At 50.6% G+C, this 17,556-nt stretch carries 13 protein-coding genes; 2 read left to right on the top strand and 11 right to left on the bottom strand.

The features are described 5' to 3' along the window. The first annotated feature begins 148 nt into the window (after positions 1–148). Positions 149–856, top strand: coding sequence for a two-component system response regulator ArcA (arcA, locus tag AC27IB_RS11840; RefSeq protein WP_487121066.1), 708 nt, complete (start codon positions 149–151; stop codon positions 854–856). A 123-nt stretch (positions 857–979) separates the two neighbouring features. Here arcA and AC27IB_RS11835 read toward each other — a convergent pair whose 3' ends face one another. The 3 genes from AC27IB_RS11835 to pmbA form a co-directional block, all read right to left on the bottom strand. Continuing rightward, entirely contained in the window at positions 980–3,793 is a 2,814-nt protein-coding gene (locus AC27IB_RS11835) for a tetratricopeptide repeat protein (protein WP_487121064.1), read from the bottom strand. Positions 3,794–3,866: 73 nt separating this feature from the next. Further along, entirely contained in the window at positions 3,867–4,802 is a 936-nt protein-coding gene (locus AC27IB_RS11830) for a choice-of-anchor A family protein (RefSeq protein WP_487121062.1), read from the bottom strand. A gap of 151 nt (positions 4,803–4,953) precedes the next feature. Next, entirely contained in the window at positions 4,954–6,285 is a 1,332-nt protein-coding gene (pmbA, locus tag AC27IB_RS11825) for a metalloprotease PmbA (RefSeq protein WP_487121060.1), read from the bottom strand. Between the two features lie 70 nt (positions 6,286–6,355). Here pmbA and yjgA point away from each other — a divergent pair, with 70 nt between their 5' ends. Further along, positions 6,356–6,907, top strand: a complete 552-nt coding sequence (yjgA, locus tag AC27IB_RS11820; protein ID WP_487121058.1) for a ribosome biogenesis factor YjgA — start codon at positions 6,356–6,358, stop codon at positions 6,905–6,907. Here yjgA and tldD read toward each other — a convergent pair. From tldD to AC27IB_RS11780, 8 genes are read right to left on the bottom strand one after another with little or no spacing between them, the layout of a single operon-like run. Continuing rightward, positions 6,904–8,346 (bottom strand): metalloprotease TldD, encoded by a 1,443-nt coding sequence (tldD, locus tag AC27IB_RS11815; RefSeq protein ID WP_487121056.1) that lies wholly within the window; start codon positions 8,344–8,346, stop codon positions 6,904–6,906. The two genes, yjgA and tldD, sit on opposite strands and share 4 nt — an antisense overlap. Continuing rightward, the gene (locus tag AC27IB_RS11810; RefSeq protein WP_487121054.1) at positions 8,330–9,163 is read right to left on the bottom strand and encodes a carbon-nitrogen hydrolase family protein; all 834 of its coding nucleotides are present in this window, start codon (positions 9,161–9,163) and stop codon (positions 8,330–8,332) included. Before AC27IB_RS11810 ends, tldD begins: the two co-directional genes overlap by 17 nt. Beyond that, entirely contained in the window at positions 9,150–13,037 is a 3,888-nt protein-coding gene (locus AC27IB_RS11805; protein ID WP_487121052.1) for a YhdP family protein, read from the bottom strand. Before AC27IB_RS11805 ends, AC27IB_RS11810 begins: the two co-directional genes overlap by 14 nt. Further along, positions 13,034–14,500, bottom strand: coding sequence for a ribonuclease G (gene rng / locus AC27IB_RS11800; protein WP_487121050.1), 1,467 nt, complete (start codon positions 14,498–14,500; stop codon positions 13,034–13,036). The genes AC27IB_RS11805 and rng overlap by 4 nt, the downstream gene beginning before the upstream one ends. Further along, positions 14,497–15,081 carry a Maf family protein gene (locus AC27IB_RS11795; RefSeq protein WP_487121048.1) on the bottom strand — a complete coding sequence of 195 codons (585 nt, stop codon included), beginning with the start codon at positions 15,079–15,081 and terminating at the stop codon, positions 14,497–14,499. Before AC27IB_RS11795 ends, rng begins: the two co-directional genes overlap by 4 nt. Then, positions 15,078–15,557 carry a rod shape-determining protein MreD gene (gene mreD / locus AC27IB_RS11790; RefSeq protein WP_377907574.1) on the bottom strand — a complete coding sequence of 160 codons (480 nt, stop codon included), beginning with the start codon at positions 15,555–15,557 and terminating at the stop codon, positions 15,078–15,080. Before mreD ends, AC27IB_RS11795 begins: the two co-directional genes overlap by 4 nt. Then, positions 15,550–16,413, bottom strand: a complete 864-nt coding sequence (mreC, locus tag AC27IB_RS11785; protein WP_296046931.1) for a rod shape-determining protein MreC — start codon at positions 16,411–16,413, stop codon at positions 15,550–15,552. Before mreC ends, mreD begins: the two co-directional genes overlap by 8 nt. A 38-nt stretch (positions 16,414–16,451) precedes the next feature. Further along, positions 16,452–17,495, bottom strand: a complete 1,044-nt coding sequence (locus AC27IB_RS11780) for a rod shape-determining protein (protein ID WP_073316955.1) — start codon at positions 17,493–17,495, stop codon at positions 16,452–16,454. Between the last annotated feature and the right edge of the window lie 61 nt (positions 17,496–17,556).

The following is a 17,556-nucleotide window of genomic DNA, read 5'->3' as shown; positions in this document are numbered from 1 at the left end:
TTATTTAACATATTTTTTCTTGGACTTAACTTGCTCATGCGCGTAGTTTTACGAATGTGGCAATTAAATTGCAAGATAAAAAGATCGATAACAATAAAATCTGATAAACTTTGTACAGAGTACTAATTTTTGTAAATAGAGTGTGAACATGCAGACGCCCAACATATTAATAGTAGAAGATGAAGTGGTCACCCGAACCACATTGAAAAGTTTGTTTGAAGCCGAAGGGTATAACGTTTTCGAAGCCGAAAACGGCGAACAAATGCATGATTTTTTTGAAAATCACACAATCAATCTGGTTATCATGGACATTAACCTGCCTGGTAAAAATGGATTGATTCTGGCACGCGAAGTGCGCGACCGTAAGAATATCGGCCTGATATTCTTAACCGGCCGTGACAACGACGTGGATCGTATCCTGGGTCTTGAAATTGGTGCTGACGATTATCTCACCAAGCCATTCAATCCACGTGAGCTGACTATCCGTGCCCGTAACCTGCTAAGCCGCACCACCAGCAGCACCGAAGACGACGATTTGCCTAGCCGCGTAAGCTTCAACGGCTGGACTCTGGACGGCGATAGCCGCTCTCTGATTGCCCCAAGTGGCAGCGAGTTCCGTCTGCCGCGCAGTGAGTTCCGTGCTCTGCACCTGTTCTTAAGCAATCCAGGTAAGATCCTTACCCGCGAACAGTTGATCATGGAAATGACAGGCCGTGAATTGCGTCCGAATGACCGTACTGTGGATGTAACCATTCGCCGTATACGTAAGCATTTTGAATCTGAGCCAAACGAAGAAGAGCTGATCGTCACCATTCACGGTGAAGGCTATCGCTTTTGTGGTTCAGTAGACAGCTAAAACACCCCAAACGCTCATTTACGTATTGGAACAACAGCACAAGCTTTGCTTGCTGCTGTTGTTTTTGTGTCTGCTATTTACTACAAGCTACTCACTGAGTTTATGCCCACTGATTGGTGTGAACTACTGAGGTTCCCTCATGAGCTGCTGCTGTAACTGCTGAATTTCCTGCGAGTATGAGGATGACCGGTTAGTTAATAACGGGGTCAGAAATTTGCGGGCTTCTTCATGCAACCCCAGCGAACTGAGCGTATACGCCAGAAAATACTGAGTGTCTGCATCCTGACCGTTACGGGTGTATGCCTCGCGAAGTAATTTAAGACCGCTTTCTTTACGATTCATTTGCACCTCTCCCCAGCCCTTTAGCGCCAGTATGAAAGGATCATCGGGATTGATAGCCTCAGCCTTTGCCACATACTCAATCGCCTGTTGCGGTGCAAAATGGAAGTACAACTGCCCCAGACGGCGTGCATAGCCGGCTTTTGTAGTCTCATCAGCAGCAGTCAGATATAACCGTTCATAGTGGGGTACCGCTTCTTTAAAGCGCTGTTCGTAGTAATAGTACTGGCCCAGTAAGCTGCGACTAAAAACCTCCTCTGGCGCCTCTGCAACGCGTTTTTTAAGCGCTTTCTCAAACTCGGCCCTGCCAATACCAAACCGCGTTAAGCCATAGAGCTTTCCGTATGCCAGTTCAAACGCCGGGTTTAACCTCAGCGCATGGTGGTAATGCTCACTGGCTTTAAGACCCTCTCCCTGCTGTTCTGCCAGGCGCCCTTTTAACAACCAGAGTTCGGCCACCTCAGTGAAACCAGCGGCTGCTTTCAGAACCTGCCCGGCTTCCTGAGTCTGATTTTGGTTCAGGTATAATTCGGCGAGTTTTATCGGCGGTAGAGGGTCCGCCGGATTAATTTGCCCGGCCTGCTGCAGCGATTTTACCGCTAATCGATGATTGCCCGACTGAATACTTATATTGGCAATACCCAGCAATAAGGTAGCATTGCCGTTACTAAGTGGCAGTGCTTTATAAAGGTCCAAATCAGCCCGGTTTAACTGGTCCTGCGACACATAAAGCTGTGCTCGTCGCAGCAGGTTTCTGACCGTATCGTGCTCCAGTTCAATCAGGCGGGTCAGCATACTAATTGACCCTGCAGTGTTGCCTTCTTGTTGATAGATAGCAATCAGACTTTCAATAACCGTACGCTCGGCACTGTCCTGCTGGTAGATCATCTCATAGCGCTTTTTAGCCAGCTCTGCCTGACCTGACGAGAGCAACATACCGGCGTACATCTGTTGCAATGGCAGCTGGGCAGGATATTGCGCAGCCAGTTGCTCCACTCGTGCCAGCGCGGTGTCTTGTTGCCCCTGATAAAAGTCCAGCCAGGCCAGGTTGGCCTGCGCCGGCACCATTTTGTTGTCGAGGCGCAAGGCATTCTCAAATGACACCCTGGCGTTAGCGGCATCATTTAACATCAGATGGAGGGTACCTTTAAAGTTATACCAAAGCTGTGCCTGTGCAGAAGTCTGCAATTGGCGCTCTACAATATTCAGTGCCTGAGGGTAATCGCCGGCAAAACTCAGCGCCACGGCTGATACCCTGGCCACCGACTCTGACTCAGGAAAAGTCTGCCGTAATTGCTCTAGTCTTTGCATCGCCCGTTCATGCATGCCCCGGCCAAACAGTATTTTGACTTCCAGCAAGCCGGTTTCCAGACGCTGTGGGTAGCGCTCAGCAAAACTGCGCCAACTCGGAAGCGCTTTAAACACTTTGCCGTCTTCAATAAACAGTTCAATCAGTAATGCCATCGAGTCTGGCGCTTCGGCCAGTAGCGTCTCCTGCTGCGGCTCCAGCAGGCTTATCGCCTGGCCGGGCTGCTTTAAGGCCACATGGGTTTTAGCCAGTAAGGTTAATGTCTGGGGGAAGAATGCCTTTTCTTTCACCAGAAAAGTGAAGGCCTTAAGTGCCTGCTCATAACTACCCGACTGATAAGCAATTAACCCTTCCAGATAGTAGAGGGTGTGGTCGTTGGTTTTGGCCGTTTTATTGAGTTGCTCGATACGTGCCTTATAAGTCGCCAGTATTGCAGAGTACTTGTCATTCGGCTCCAGGCTATTGTGCACCAACATGGCGAAGGGATCTTCCGGCGACAAGCTAAGAATAAGATCCAACGTATTGGCAGCTTCCTGGCGTTGATTAGCCGCCAGATAAATGTCTACCAGTGTGCGCAATACCAATGGATCCCTTGGCGCCAGGACAGACGCTTTATCCACCAATTCAAGCGCCTCGTCATATTGCTGCTGATAAAGTGCCAAACGTCCGGAGGTAAGCAGTACGCGCACATCATTGCGATCTATAGCGGTGGCCAAATCCAGTTGTTCGCGAGCCTCTTGCCAGGCTTTGTGCTCGATAGCCAGTCCGGCAAAACCCAGCGCCGCATCCAGTTCTTCACCCAGCATCTTCAGGGCTGAATAACTCTCTCTGGCGCAGCTTTCTTCGTTTAGTTCCCGGCATGCCAAGGCACGCTGTTTCAGCCAGTCTGCGCGCATAACCGGCGTAAACCCCTGAAAACCAGTAAAACGGGCCAGCGTGTTAAACTGTCTAGTGCCAATCAGTGAGCGCGCCCACTCCCGGGCAAATAACTCAGCATCCGCCCCTTGCTCAAGGGCTTGCTGAAAGGTATCTGCTGCCAGCGCATAGCGGCCATATTCAGTCTGTATTTTACCCAGCAATGTGAGCGCAGGAAGATAATCGGGGAGTTGTTGCCGGCATCGTTTAAGATAAATCAATGCTTCCTCAGCATTGCCATCAAGATAGGCAAATTCAGCTTTCTCACAGTCAATCACATCGGTTTCGGCCTGCTGACTTTGCGCCAGCCCACTGAAACCCAACCAACAAATAATGATTACTAAGAAACGTCCGGTCACGTTAATACGACTCACAGGCTGTTTACCGGTATGGTTTGAATGGTACCAGTAACAGCTCACCCGTACCTGTCGGATGAGCTTTAAGATATCAGGCAGCCGCTTGCTTACGGTGTCTGCGCATAACTAACAGCACTCCACCAAACAATAATGCTGCAACAGAGGGCGCTGATACCGGGGTTTGTTCGTCCTGGGGTGGCTCAAAGGTGAATAGCTTGTTGTGCACTTCCACACCACCGGTGTAAGAAAGCGCAGCAATGCCTCCATCCAGGCTGCCGGTATAACTGGTGATATCCGCATAGGGCGCCAGTACTGAACCATTCCAGCCATCGCCATTAAAGTTGAGGCCGCTATAATCATAGAAATTCCACAGCACCAGTGGGGACACTGAGTTCTTGTCAAAATTACCCTGAGCTTTAGCGTTGATATTCAGCGTGCCGGCGCCGGATACGTTAATGATCATCGGTACGCTGGGGGTGAATCCAAACTCTAATCCACCACTCTGCAAATCATTACCGTTGATATTAAACACCAACAGGTCATCGGTGCTGGACGACTCGAACAGTTTTTTGTTCATATCGGAAGTATTAAAGGTGCCGTTTGCCGTCAGTGTCTGGTAATAATCACTGTCATCAATCACGCTTTGGTAGATTTCGTCAAACCGGGTTTGCAGTAATAACTGATCTTCTTTGATAAGCGCCGCCGCATGATTCTGAATGTCGATATTGCCGGGGGTAGCGTTACCGCCATAAACCACATTACCATTATGAGATTTAAGGCTCGGCGCGTTGATATCCCCCACCACAGTGACCGCATCAACCACCGGATCGGCCGGGATACGACTGCCAACATCTGTAGACGCGCCATTAATATCGCCACCAATCATGATCCGGCCTTCAATATCACTGGACGTGCTCAGATCATTTTTGAGAATTAAGTTGTACGTGCCAACGTTATCAGCCGATGCAAAGCTGGTTGCCGTAAAAGCACATAAAATGAGACCACCAAGACGACTTAACATTTTCATTTTATTTAATTTTTTTCACTAAAAGCGGGAGTAGACCGGGTAATGCAAAATACAAACCATAAAGGTAATGCCTTGTTTTGTATTACATTACCACAAAGAGACCAGACCAGTTATTCCAAAGTGTAAAAGATGCCGACAATCACCAGGGCGTTTATGCCCCGGCAATTTTCATTTTTTCCAATAACACTGCGCCGGTATTTACACTGCCTCTGACGTCACGTTCGGCACCGATAGCAACAATATTGGCAAACATTTCCTGCAAAGTGCCGGCTATGGTTACTTCATGCACCGGGTACTGAATTACCCCGTTTTCGACCCAGTAACCTGCCGCGCCGCGGGAGTAATCACCGGTTACAATGTTCACGCCCTGGCCCATCATTTCAGTTACATAAAGCCCCGTACCCATGGTTCTTAGCAGTTCTGCATCTGACTGACCGGTATCACTGACAATCCAGTTATGAATGCCACCGGCATGGCCATTAGTCACCGTGTTGAGTTTACGTGCAGAGTAACTGGTATAGAGGTAGGTAGACAATTTACCGCTATCAACGATATTCATGTCTTGGGTCGCTACCCCTTCGTGATCGAAGTTACTGCTGGCCAGTGCGCCTTTTAAGTGAGGACGCTCAACAATATTCAACCATTCAGGAAATACCTGACTACCGAGTTTGTCGAGCAGGAATGACGAACGGCGATACAGTGAACCGCCGCTGATGGCACCAACATAGTGGCCAAACAAACTGGAGGCCAGTTGCTTATCGATCAGCACCGGCACTGTTGCGGTTTTAATTTTTTGCGCGCCTAAGCGAGCCACAGTGCATTCTGCCGCTTCCAGCCCTACAGCTTCCGGCGAATCCAGCTTGCTGGCATCACGGCTAACGGTGTAGGCATAATCACGCTGCATGTCATCATCCTGGCTGGCAATCACCATACAACTCAGGCTGTACCGACTGCTGGCGTAACCAGCATTAATACCGTGCGTGTTGCCGTAAACCCGCATTCCTATATTCGCGTTATAGCTGGCGCCGTCGGAATTGGTGATCCTGGGGTCATAATCCAGGGCAGCCGATTCGGCCGCCACCGCGCGCTTAATCGCGTCCTGGGGATCCAGTGGTACCGGATGATATAAATCCAAATCGGGGAATTCGGTTGCCATCAGCTCTGCATCTGCCAGTCCGGTGCAAGGATCTTCACTGGTATAGCGGGCAATATCCACGGCTTTTTCTACTGCCAGGGCTAACGCCTCCATACCCAAATCGGCGGTGGATGCGCTGCCCTTGTGCTTACCCACATAAACGCTGATCCCCAGACCACCATCGTTGGTAAACTCGATATTTTCCACTTCCCGTAAGCGAGAGGAAACCGCAATTCCCTCAACCTTCGACATGCTGGCTTCGGCCTGAGTAGCGCCCTTTTTAAGCGCTAAAGTAAGCGTGTCAGCCACTTTCGATTGAATTTCTGCTAGTTGTTGTTCGATCTGCATAGAAGTTTCGCTATAAATGTCCGTTGTTCATGGCTACAATTCAACATTATCAGTTTTAAACGAGAGTCCAATGAACGACCCAAGTCAGCATGATGACGCGAATTGGGATAACGACGACAGCTATCCCGAGCACGATGAATTCGTTAGTAAATCTGAGCTTAAACGCCTGTCTGCCTTACGCCAGCAAGTCGGCGAACAACTCGTAAATTTGTCTGACGCGCATATAAAAACCATCCCAATGGATGATGAACTGGCCGATGCCGTCACACTGGCCCGCAAAATAAACCGTAAAAAAGATGGCTTTCGCCGCCAGTTACAGTTTATTGGTAAGTTAATGCGCAGTCGCGATTTAACACCTATTGAGGAAGCCCTGGCCAAGTTGCAACATCAGCATCAGGCGCAAAATGCACGCTTCCATCAATTAGAAAAAACCCGCGATGCCATTGCCGACCAAGGCGATGACGCCATTCAGGCCGTCCTCGATGAACACCCGACGCTGGAACGTCAAAAGCTTCGGCAATTTCATCGAACGATTGCTAAGGAACGCAGCAAAAATGCGCCACCCAAAGCGTATCGCGAGTTATTTCAATATCTTAAAGAACATATGCTGGACCAGGATTAGCTGGTCCCGCCAACAGTCAGCTCATCGATTTTCAGGGTGGGCTGACCCACACCAACCGGCACACTCTGACCGTCCTTGCCGCACACACCTACACCGCGATCCAGCGCTACATCGTTGCCAATCATGGAAATCTTTTGCATGACTTCAGGACCATTGCCAATCAGGGTAGCACCTTTTACCGGTGCGGTAATTTTGCCGTTTTCAATTAGATAGGCCTCAGCACTGGAAAACACGAATTTTCCGGAAGTAATGTCCACCTGGCCACCGGCAAAGTTTGGTGCATAAATACCTTTATCAATCGAGCTGATGATTTCTTCCGGCGTATACTGACCGCCAAGCATGTAAGTATTGGTCATGCGTGGCATCGGCAAATGTGCATAGGATTCACGGCGGCCGTTGCCGGTAGGCTTCACGCCCATCAGACGTGCATTCATTTTATCCTGCATGTAGCCAGTCAGAACCCCGTCTTCAATCAGCACATTGTGCGCAGTCGGTGTTCCTTCATCATCCACAGTCAACGATCCGCGGCGATTATCCAGCGTACCGTCATCTACCACAGTCACGCCTTTAGAGGCCACCTGCTGGCCCATACGGCCGGCAAACGTAGAGGCCCCTTTACGGTTAAAGTCACCTTCAAGGCCATGTCCAACTGCCTCGTGCAGCAATACACCGGGCCAGCCGCTACCCAGCACCACTGGCATTAAACCCGCTGGCGATGCTATCGCCTGCATGTTAATTCTGGCCATATGCAGCGCATCGTCAGCTATCTGCTCGTAAAAAGGGCGACCATCTTCCTGCCGGGTGAAAAAGGCATAAGTATGTCTTCCTCCCGCGCCGGCACTACCACGCTCGCGACGATCACCGTTTTCCATCAGTACCGAACAGTTTAACCGCACCAGCGGACGAATATCGGTTGCCAGGGTCCCATCACTACCTGCTACCAGTACTTCTTCGTAAACACCGCTCAGTGATACCACCACCTGATTAATGCTGCTGTCCTGTTTGCGAATATAACCGTCGACGGCTTTCAGCAAGGCAATTTTTTCCGCTTCGGCCATGGCCAGAATAGGATTATCGGCTGAGTATCGCGGAGCCGGGGTAACATCACTTAAGGTACCCACCTTGACCTGCCCACCGGCAGGCGCAATGCTGCGGGCCGCGGTACAGGCCTTGCTAATGGCTTCCACACTGATTTCATCAGAATAAGCAAAACCGGTTTTCTCGCCGCTTACTGCGCGTACGCCAACGCCGCGTTCCAGGTTAAAACTGCCTTCTTTAATAATACCGTCTTCCATCACCCAGCTTTCATGCTGGCTGGATTGAAAATACAAGTCGGCGTAATCGGTTTGATGGGAATGAATCGAAGCAAGTGAGGTATCCAGCGATTGTCGGGTTAACCCTGAATCAGCCAGCAAATGAGTTTCAACTTGATTTATCAAAGTGACTCCTGAAACGATTATGTTGAGCCAATGGCATGGCTTGTCGGTATTTATTGATGTCTGTCAGAGACACGGCATGCTGAACAATGCAGGTTGCAGTTTCCTGCTCTGCCAGCATGTCTCCCCAGGGGGAATATATCACGCTGTGTCCGTAGGTTTCACGGCCATTTTCATGGGTACCGGTCTGGTTTGCAGCCACCACGAAACATTGTTTTTCTATCGCCCTGGCACGCAGTAGTGTATGCCAGTGAGCGGCGCCGGTTACCTGGGTAAATGCGGCGGGTAATACCAGCACATCAATATCGCCCATGGCTTCAAAAAGGCCCGGGAATCGCACATCATAACATACTGCTACGCCAATCCGCCCCTGCGGCGTATCAATAACCACTACGCGCTCACCGGGCTGGGTATATTTAGACTCTTTATAAGCTTTGGTATTGTCGGCAACTGCCGCATCAAACAAGTGTATCTTCTGATAGCAGTCTAACGCATTCCCCTCGGGCCCGTAGACAAAACAGGATGCGGTAAATTTCTGCGGATCAGCGCAGGCAGCAGGAATGGTCCCGGCTATCAGGTAGCATGAAAAACGCACTGCTATCTGCGCCAATCGTGATTGTATCGGGCCATTTCCGGGCGTTTCGGCGATACTTAATAAAAAGCCGTCCCGGGTACCAAAGCACGCAAAACACTCCGGGAGTACCACCACAGTATGGGCAGGTAATGCCGCTTCTGACAGTTGCTTTTCAACAAAATCCAGATTTGCATCCACATCGGGACCGGATGTCATCTGCAGGGCGGCAAGGTTAACTGTCTGCATCGGTAGGCTCCTTTGATTCTGCGGGTTCTACCGGCTCGTTCTCGATGGTTTCCGATTGCGCTGGCTGACGTTGAGCCGGCAATTCAATATCGGTACTGTTGCGCCCGACTTCTTCGAGTTCCGGGTTATCGATGGTGCCGGTAATATGATAATTCACATTAGAGATCACTTTGGCCGAGGTCAACACCTGATCGAGCGCCAGTGCTGCCAGCGCCGTAGGCGGATTCACCATAAAGTAAACCAGAAAGGGCAGATTACCGGTGACATTTGGGGCAAAGCTCACATTGTAGTTGAGGGTCTTATTGGCCAGGTCGGTGTAACCCTTGATTTCTATTTCGCCGGCTCCGCCATCGATCACCGTATCGGTGGTATTGGCGACCCCGTCAATAATATCCAGACTACCCTTAATATCGTCGTAGAAGAAGCCCTGGGCAAATACATCGCGAAAATCGAGACTCAGCTTTCTTACCAGTGAGTTAAGGCTGAACAAGGTAAAGATACGTGATCCTTTGTCACTTACCTGAGTGAGATAACCGTCGGTAAGTTCGGTTTTCACACTACCATTGAGTGAATCCATGGCAAAGTTAAACGGTGAATTATCCCAGTTGAGAATAAAATCAATTTGCGCTTTTGAGTCTTTTATACCGGAGTTAACCCCAAGTTCCGACAACATCCCACCAATATTATGGCTTTTCACATCGCCTTCAAAGTGGGTCACCGAAGTATTATCACCGGCGGTTAACCACCGGCCTGTTGCTCGAAGCTCACCGAAATCGTTGGTCGCATCAAAGCGTTTAATCAGCATACCATTTTCGGTACGGGTGACTTCCAAATCGACAGTACCAAAGTCTCTGTCGAGTAAATTACAGGCGTCGCAATGAAAACGAATAGGCGGCAGCGCATTCGGCTGGTAGTCATATTCAACCTGTTGCTGCTCTTGTTCTTCGGTTTGCCATTCGGCCAAGCGAATAAAGTCGGCATCAACCTCTATGCCCTGTTCCAGCCAGGCGTCGAACAGCTTCACCTCGGCTTTGGCCTGGGAAGACAATACATTAAGCGACCAGTTATTACTTTGCTGACGTGCCGATATAGTGACATCAGTGAGGGTCTGCCCAGCCACAATCAGGTTTTCAGCTTCCACAAATATGCGTTGTGGCACCGAGAAGTATCCCGGCTTCTGCGCTGCCTTGTTGGCTTGCGTTGATTCAGATGACAGCCCGCCAATCAGCAGATCTATAACATGGTACCATTGGGCAACATCTACCTGTGGCATGGCGGCAGAAATACTAAACCCTGTGCCAAGCCCAACAATATCACTATTGCCCAGGGCCAGGTGGGCGCCGGCAAACTGTTTGGTATCATGGGGCAACACGCCGGAGAAATTAATATCATTGCCAACGCTCAGGGTAATGTCTGACGCATCCTGATCGCCATCCACCAACACCATAAGCTCTTTCACCGTCATCGCTTCTTTGTAAAACGGCGCCGGTAAACGCGATTCAACGCCAGCCAACTCGCTGGTCATACTAGCATTATACTGAAAGCCATCCTTACCCAGCGATACCGATACATCAGTTCGCCACTGCGCATCGCCATTCAGGTAGTCGGCAAAGGCCGGATTGACCGTTTCGATTAACGGCTGTGCAGCCCAGTTCCCGCTCAGCTCAATATCCAGTAAGTACTCATCACTCAGTTGATTTCCGGCCAGTTCCACTGCCACGGGCTGGCCAAACAAACTGGCGGTCAGTTCATTAATAGTAATATTGGCATTGGAAAAGCTCACCTCGCCAGTGGCCTGACCAAACACCAACCCCAGGCTGCTCACGTTCACAGAGTTGCCGTCGAGACGGGCAATACCGCTGGCTTTCACATTTTTGCCAGTCAGCGGGATTTCAAGTTTCACCTCGCTGGCCACCGGTCCGGCCACGACCACATCCTCGGAGAGGATTTTACCCAGCGAATCACGTAATCCTGAGTTTCGCATCAGCGTTGCAACCTGCTCACCAGAGCCCTGCACTTTGGCGTCGATAGTCAGTACCGAAGATCCGCTTAAACGAGGGATACGGGCGTACAAATCCGTTAATTCAATGTCCATTAACTGGCTTGCCGGGCTGGTCATGGTTAAGGCTTCATTTTCAAACATCAGGCGCATATTGAGATTGGCCAGCGCAGGCCAGTCGGGCGCGAACGTAAATCCGGCGTCCGTCACATCGACCCGGGCCTGAAATACGCCCTGTCCATCAGCAAAGGGAAATTCTGCCGGGTTACCAAACCACAAAACGTTGGCATTTTGCACCAGTCCGCCGTCACTAAAGGCGCGCTGCAGGTAACTAACCGTTCCCTCCCCCATGTAAGCGGCGGGGAAGAACCCCGGCACGTCGGTCAGTGCCATTCGGTCAATTGTCATAGCAGCGCTTAACACACCACTGCTAAATTGATATTTAATATCTTGCGAGAAGCTCAACAACTCGCTTTCTACCTGCATGTCCTGCAGGCTCAACACCCACTCCCCTTCTGCTTCCGGATACACATAGGCGCGCCCGCGCACCTTATCGAGGGTTAGGTTTTGTGGCAGCAGGTTATTAATGGTTAGTTCAGAGTCGGTAGCTTCCAATTCCAGTACACCCTGGTCGTGATGCCAGAAGAACTCGCCATCAATGGCACTTAAGCCCGGCACCTTGCCACTCTGGTTCCAGTGCATATCAAAAATTTTCGCCGCTACCGACAAGGCCTTTTGTTGCCATTGCAACTGTAAGGTTGCCAATTCGGCCGTAGGGTTCAGGCGTTTGACCAATTGCCCGCTGTTGCCTTCAGTAAACAACGGTGCCAGTGCCATAATGGGCGCCAGAGAGATGGGTTTAACCGTATTGATGGTCAAATCCCCATCATCATTGATGCGCCCGACCAGATCGGTCACCAGGGTATTGCTATCGGCTTGCAGAATTAACTGATCAACCCTGACCGACCAGCCGTCAGTTGACGGCAGAGCCTGAATACTGCCGCCGAGGATTTGTGATTGCAAAATGTTGTTGTCGCCCGCCAGACGCCAGGCAATATCACTGTCGTCAAACTCTACCTGCACGGCATCAATATTATTGTCCTGGAGGCTGGCCCAGAACTCAAAGTTACCGCGACTGCGCTCTACCGGCGAGCGGGTTGGCAGTAATGCACTGATCCAGGGGGAGATATCCAGCGACTCGCCCTTCACATACAAGGTACCGGACAAATCCGACTTACCACCATACAAATCGAGTACGAAAGACGCCGAGTTATTCGCAATATCCTGCACCCGAATCGCGCCGCGCCCCTGGTGGCGGTTATCACGGTTTACCCAGTATAGCTGTGATAATTCAACCACTTCTTCTTCGGTTGGTGTTACCAGAGTTACCTCACCATGCAATAACGAGAAACTCTGCAATTGATCGAGAAACAGACTGCGTAAGGCTTCAACGATAGGAAAGTCACCCTCGTTGCCCTTTTCCATGCGCTGGGTATCGACCCGGGCATGCAGGCCTACCAGGTCAAAGCGCTTGGAGGATAGCTCCCGTTGTTGCAATGACTGCCAGAAGTCCACTTCCACATAGACCTGTTCGAGCTTGATCTCCACCGGCGACAAGTCGTTTTGTTGGAATTGCACGCCGTTAAGCACAATGCTGGGACCGGTACCCTGCCAGGCGGCCGACAAGCTGTCGATGGTAAGCTGAATGCCGTATTGCGCACTCAGGTAGTCTTCAATGAGTTGTTTTTCTTCATCCAGATAAGGCAGGGTATAGCGAAGTGCGCTAAGCAATACAGCAAACAGCACCAGTACAATGGCGCAAAATAACCAGAGTTTTTTAACAATGTAAGCGGCAACGGAAAGGGGTCGGTTCACATCATTACCACATCGTACTTATCCTGGTTGTATAAGGTTTCTGTTTGTACTTTTATTTGTTTCGAAACGAATACTTCCAGTTCGGCTAACATATGGGATTCTTCTCCCAATAAATAGTCCGCAACGGTGGGAGACGCGTAAACCACAAACATATCGGCATCGTAAGCACGGTTAACCCGAACGATTTCCCGCATAATTTCAAAGCAGATAGTTTCTATAGTTTTGACACTGCCACGCCCTTTGCAAACCGGACAGTCACCACACAGTATGTGTTCCAGACTTTCTCGGGTGCGTTTGCGGGTCATTTCCACCAGACCCAGGGAGGTAAAACCATGAATATTGATCTTAGCACGGTCTTTACTGGTGGCAGCCTCAAGGCTGTTCAGGACCCGCCGTTTATGGTCGGCATTAGTCATGTCGATAAAATCAATCAGGATCATGCCGCCAAGATTACGCAATCGTAGCTGACGGGCAATAGCGAGTGTGGCTTCAATATTAGTATTAAAAATGGTTTCTTCGAGATTACGATGCCCCACGAAAGCGCCGGTATTAATATCGATAGTGGTCATGGCTTCAGTCTGATCGATGATCAGGTAGCCACCGGATTTAAGATCCACACGGCGTTCGAGCGCACGCTGCATTTCATTTTCAACATCATAGAGGTCGAAAATCGGCCGATCACCCGGGTAGTACTCCAGTTTGGAGTGCATCTCCGGTACATATTCTTTGGTAAACTGACCCAACTCATGGTGCGACAGGTTCGAGTCAATTCTGATGCGGTCCAATTCGGTCCCCACAAAATCCCGCAATACCCGACGGGCCAGCGGTAAATCTTCGTACAGCACATGGGAGCGGCGCTTTTTCATGCGCTGTTGAATTTTACTCCATAGCCGGCGCAAAAAAGCGGCATCAGCCTTCAATTCCGGCTGACTAACCCCTTCCGCAGCGGTGCGCAGTATAAAGCCACCTTCCTCGTCACAAAACTCCGCCACCAGCTCTTTAAGCCGCTCACGCTCGGTTTCATCTTCGATGCGCTGAGATACGCCCACATGGGTAACGCTGGGCATAAACACCAGGTAACGAGACGGGATGGTGATATCCGTTGTCAGTCGGGCGCCTTTGGTGCCAATGGGATCTTTCACCACCTGCACCACTATGTCCTGACCATCGCGAACCAGGTCGCGGATGTCATGTTTTTCAATATGACTGGTAGAAACTTCCCCCACCACTTCGTTATGAATAACAATATCTGAGGCATGCAAAAATGCCGCTTTATCCAGGCCGATGTCGACAAATGCTGCCTGCATCCCCGGCAATACGCGGCTGACTTTACCACGGTAGATGTTGCCCACCAGGCCACGCTTAGTGTGCCTTTCCACATGGACTTCCTGCAGAATACCATTTTCAATCAGCGCAACACGCGACTCCGACGGTGTAACGTTAATCAGTAGTTCTGCACTCATTCAATCACTCCAAACTCTTGCAGTAGTTGTACGGTTTCATACAGCGGTAATCCCACAACGGCGCTGTAACTGCCTTCAATCGATTTTACGAACTGGCCGGCAATGCCCTGAATACCATAGGCACCGGCTTTATCGGCAGGCTCTCCGGTTGCCCAGTAGCGGGCTATTTGTTCGTTGGATAACCGGGCAAAATGCACCTGGGTTGTCACGCAAATGGTTTTTTGTCTGACCCCATCGAGCAGGCTTACTGCGGTCATCACCTGATGCGTGCGGTCGCTTAACGCGCCTAACATGGCAGCGGCATCAGCAAAATCAGCAGGTTTACCCAAGGCTTTATTATCCAGTACCACCACTGTGTCAGATGCCAGCAGCACACTGCCTTCACTATCAGTATGGCTCACTGCGGCCGCTTTCGCTTTGTCTGCAGCCAGGCGTGTTACCAGTGCCTCGGGCTGCTCATCGGCCAGCGCGGTTTCGTCCAGATCCGCAGGCCTGACAATAAATTCGACCCCAATCTGGGTTAATAGTTCGGCGCGCCGCGGTGAAGCGGAAGCCAGTACCAGAGAACGCAACTGACTCATGTGATCCTCAGCTGACGTCTGACTTTGCGTAACAACCAGAAAATCCAGGGCCACAATGCCATTGAGGTCAGCACCGGCCAGAGTTCTTCAAAACGAAAGGTGACATCGGTAAGCAGGCGTAACAACCAGAATAATAACGAATGGTATAACGCAGACACCACACCAATAATAACGGCCTGTTGCCACACTGAATAGTTACGCAAACGCTGGTAATTCGCCGCAAGGACATAAATAGAGATGCTCAGCGCAAAGCTGTGCACGCCCATCGCAGTACCAAGCAGAATGTCGAGTGCCAGGCCACTGGTAAAAGCGACCCCCACATTAGCGCGGTGCGGTAATGCCATTACCCAGTATGAGAGCACAATCAGTACCCAGTCGGGACGGTATAAATCCACCTGCACCGGCACCGGGATGATTTGGAACACCATGGCAATCAGCAGCGTAATAGCGATGGTGTAATGACGTACCTTAATCATCTGCCACCTCCTCTTCCTGCTCGTCAGGTTGAGGGGATGTTTGTGGCCATAACAATAACAGGTATTTGAGACGATTTAATCTGGCCGAAGGGGCAATGGTGACCTGGGCAAAGGGGCGCGATTCATCGCGTACTACCTGAATAACCTCTGCTACCGGATACCCTTCAGGAAACACATCGCCCAGTCCGGATGACACCAGGACATCGCCTTCCCGGATATCGGCACTGTGTGCTACGTGAGTAAGATACAATTCATCGATGGCGCCGCTACCTGAGGCAATAAACCGGCTGTTATTGCGGATAGACCGCACCGGTATGGAGTGGGTTACGTCACTGATCAACAATACCCGGCTATTGGTGGTGCCGACTTCCATCACCTGCCCCACAATGCCTCGTTCGTCCAGAATCGACTGGCCCAGGTATACACCGTCTATTGCGCCTTTGTTGATCACAATTTGCTGGCTGTATGGCGTGTTATCCACCGCCATTAATTCTGCCACCATTTTGCGCATGTTCTGACGCACCGGTGCATCCAGTAAACGCCGCAGTTCTGTATTTTCCTGCTCAAGCGCTTCAAAACGCTGAAGCTTTTCGTTTTGTAATAGCAATCGGTTAGTCAGTTGCTCGTTTTCTTCGATGAGCGCCTGTTGTGAGGTCAGGCGCTGGGCGCTGGCATTAAGCAGCTGTCCGGGCAAATTGGCCAGATACTGAACCGGGCTGACCAGAGAGTTAAGCAGTACCCGCGTAGTTGAGAACGCGTCGAGTTTAAAATCGAGCACGATCAGCATAACCGACATTGCCAGGGCTAATGCCAGCCGAATATTGAGCGAGGGGCCGCGGGTAAATATTGTATCCATAATGCAAGAAGGCAACCTTAGAAGGTTGCCTTGCCTATTTACTCGTAGCTAAACAAATCCCCACCGTGCATGTCTATCATGTCGAAGGCTTTGCCCCCTCCACGTGCCACACAGGTGAGCGGATCGTCGGCAATAACCACGGGAATTCCGGTTTCTTCCATAAGCAGCCGGTCGAGATCTTTCAGTAATGCACCACCACCGGTGAGCACCATACCCCGTTCTGAAATATCCGAGGCTAATTCAGGTGGAGACTGCTCCAGCGCTACCATTACCGCCGAAACGATACCGGTTAGCGGCTCCTGCAGTGCTTCGAGGATTTCATTAGAATTTAAAATGAAGCCGCGTGGTACCCCTTCTGCCAGGTTACGTCCACGAACTTCGATTTCGCGCACTTCTTCACCCGGATAAGCGGCACCGATTTCGTGTTTGATACGCTCTGCTGTGGCTTCACCAATCAGTGAGCCGAAGTTACGGCGGATGTAGTTAATGATGGCTTCATCGAACTTGTCACCACCAATACGGACTGACGAGGAGTACACCACACCGTTAAGTGAAATAATCGCCACTTCGGTAGTACCACCACCGATATCAACTACCATTGAGCCGGTCGCTTCAGACACAGGCAAACCAGCACCAATTGCCGCCGCCATCGGTTCATCAATCAGATACACTTCACGGGCACCAGCGCCCAGAGCTGACTCTTTAATAGCGCGACGCTCTACCTGGGTTGAACCACAGGGAACGCAAACCAACACCCGAGGACTGGGACGCAGAAAGTTATTGTCGTGCACTTGCTTAATAAAGTGCTGAAGCATTTTCTCGGTGACGTAGAAATCGGCGATAACACCGTCTTTCATCGGCCGGATGGCGCGAATGTTACCCGGCGTTCTGCCCAGCATACGCTTAGCCTCGGCCCCCACAGCGGCAACGCTTTTAGGACCGGCGGCACGTTCCTGGCGAATAGCAACAACGGAGGGTTCATTCAGCACGATGCCCTGATCTTTTACGTAGATCAATGTATTGGCTGTTCCGAGGTCGATGGACAGATCGTTAGAGAACATGCCTCGAAGTTTTTTAAACATGAAGTGGTATTTCCTGTAATAAGCACCTGTCACTGCGCCGTGAAGTGCGGGAATAAGGCGG

The sequence above is a fragment of the Alteromonas sp. 4NH20-0104 genome (assembly GCF_057547795.1).
Note: the sequence above shows the minus strand (reverse complement) of the source record. Positions and strands in the feature narration are given on the sequence as shown.

Excerpts from the sequence above, each read along its gene's own strand:
- yjgA (WP_487121058.1), top strand. The coding sequence starts at position 6,356 with ATGAACGACCCAAGTCAGCATGATGACGCGAATTGGGATAACGACGAC.
- mreC (WP_296046931.1), bottom strand. The coding sequence starts at position 16,413 with ATGGATACAATATTTACCCGCGGCCCCTCGCTCAATATTCGGCTGGCA.
- AC27IB_RS11795 (WP_487121048.1), bottom strand. The coding sequence starts at position 15,081 with ATGAGTCAGTTGCGTTCTCTGGTACTGGCTTCCGCTTCACCGCGGCGC.
- AC27IB_RS11810 (WP_487121054.1), bottom strand. The coding sequence starts at position 9,163 with ATGCAGACAGTTAACCTTGCCGCCCTGCAGATGACATCCGGTCCCGAT.
- arcA (WP_487121066.1), top strand. The coding sequence starts at position 149 with ATGCAGACGCCCAACATATTAATAGTAGAAGATGAAGTGGTCACCCGA.
- mreD (WP_377907574.1), bottom strand. The coding sequence starts at position 15,557 with ATGATTAAGGTACGTCATTACACCATCGCTATTACGCTGCTGATTGCC.
- AC27IB_RS11780 (WP_073316955.1), bottom strand. The coding sequence starts at position 17,495 with ATGTTTAAAAAACTTCGAGGCATGTTCTCTAACGATCTGTCCATCGAC.
- pmbA (WP_487121060.1), bottom strand. The coding sequence starts at position 6,285 with ATGCAGATCGAACAACAACTAGCAGAAATTCAATCGAAAGTGGCTGAC.
- rng (WP_487121050.1), bottom strand. The coding sequence starts at position 14,500 with ATGAGTGCAGAACTACTGATTAACGTTACACCGTCGGAGTCGCGTGTT.
- AC27IB_RS11830 (WP_487121062.1), bottom strand. The coding sequence starts at position 4,802 with ATGAAAATGTTAAGTCGTCTTGGTGGTCTCATTTTATGTGCTTTTACG.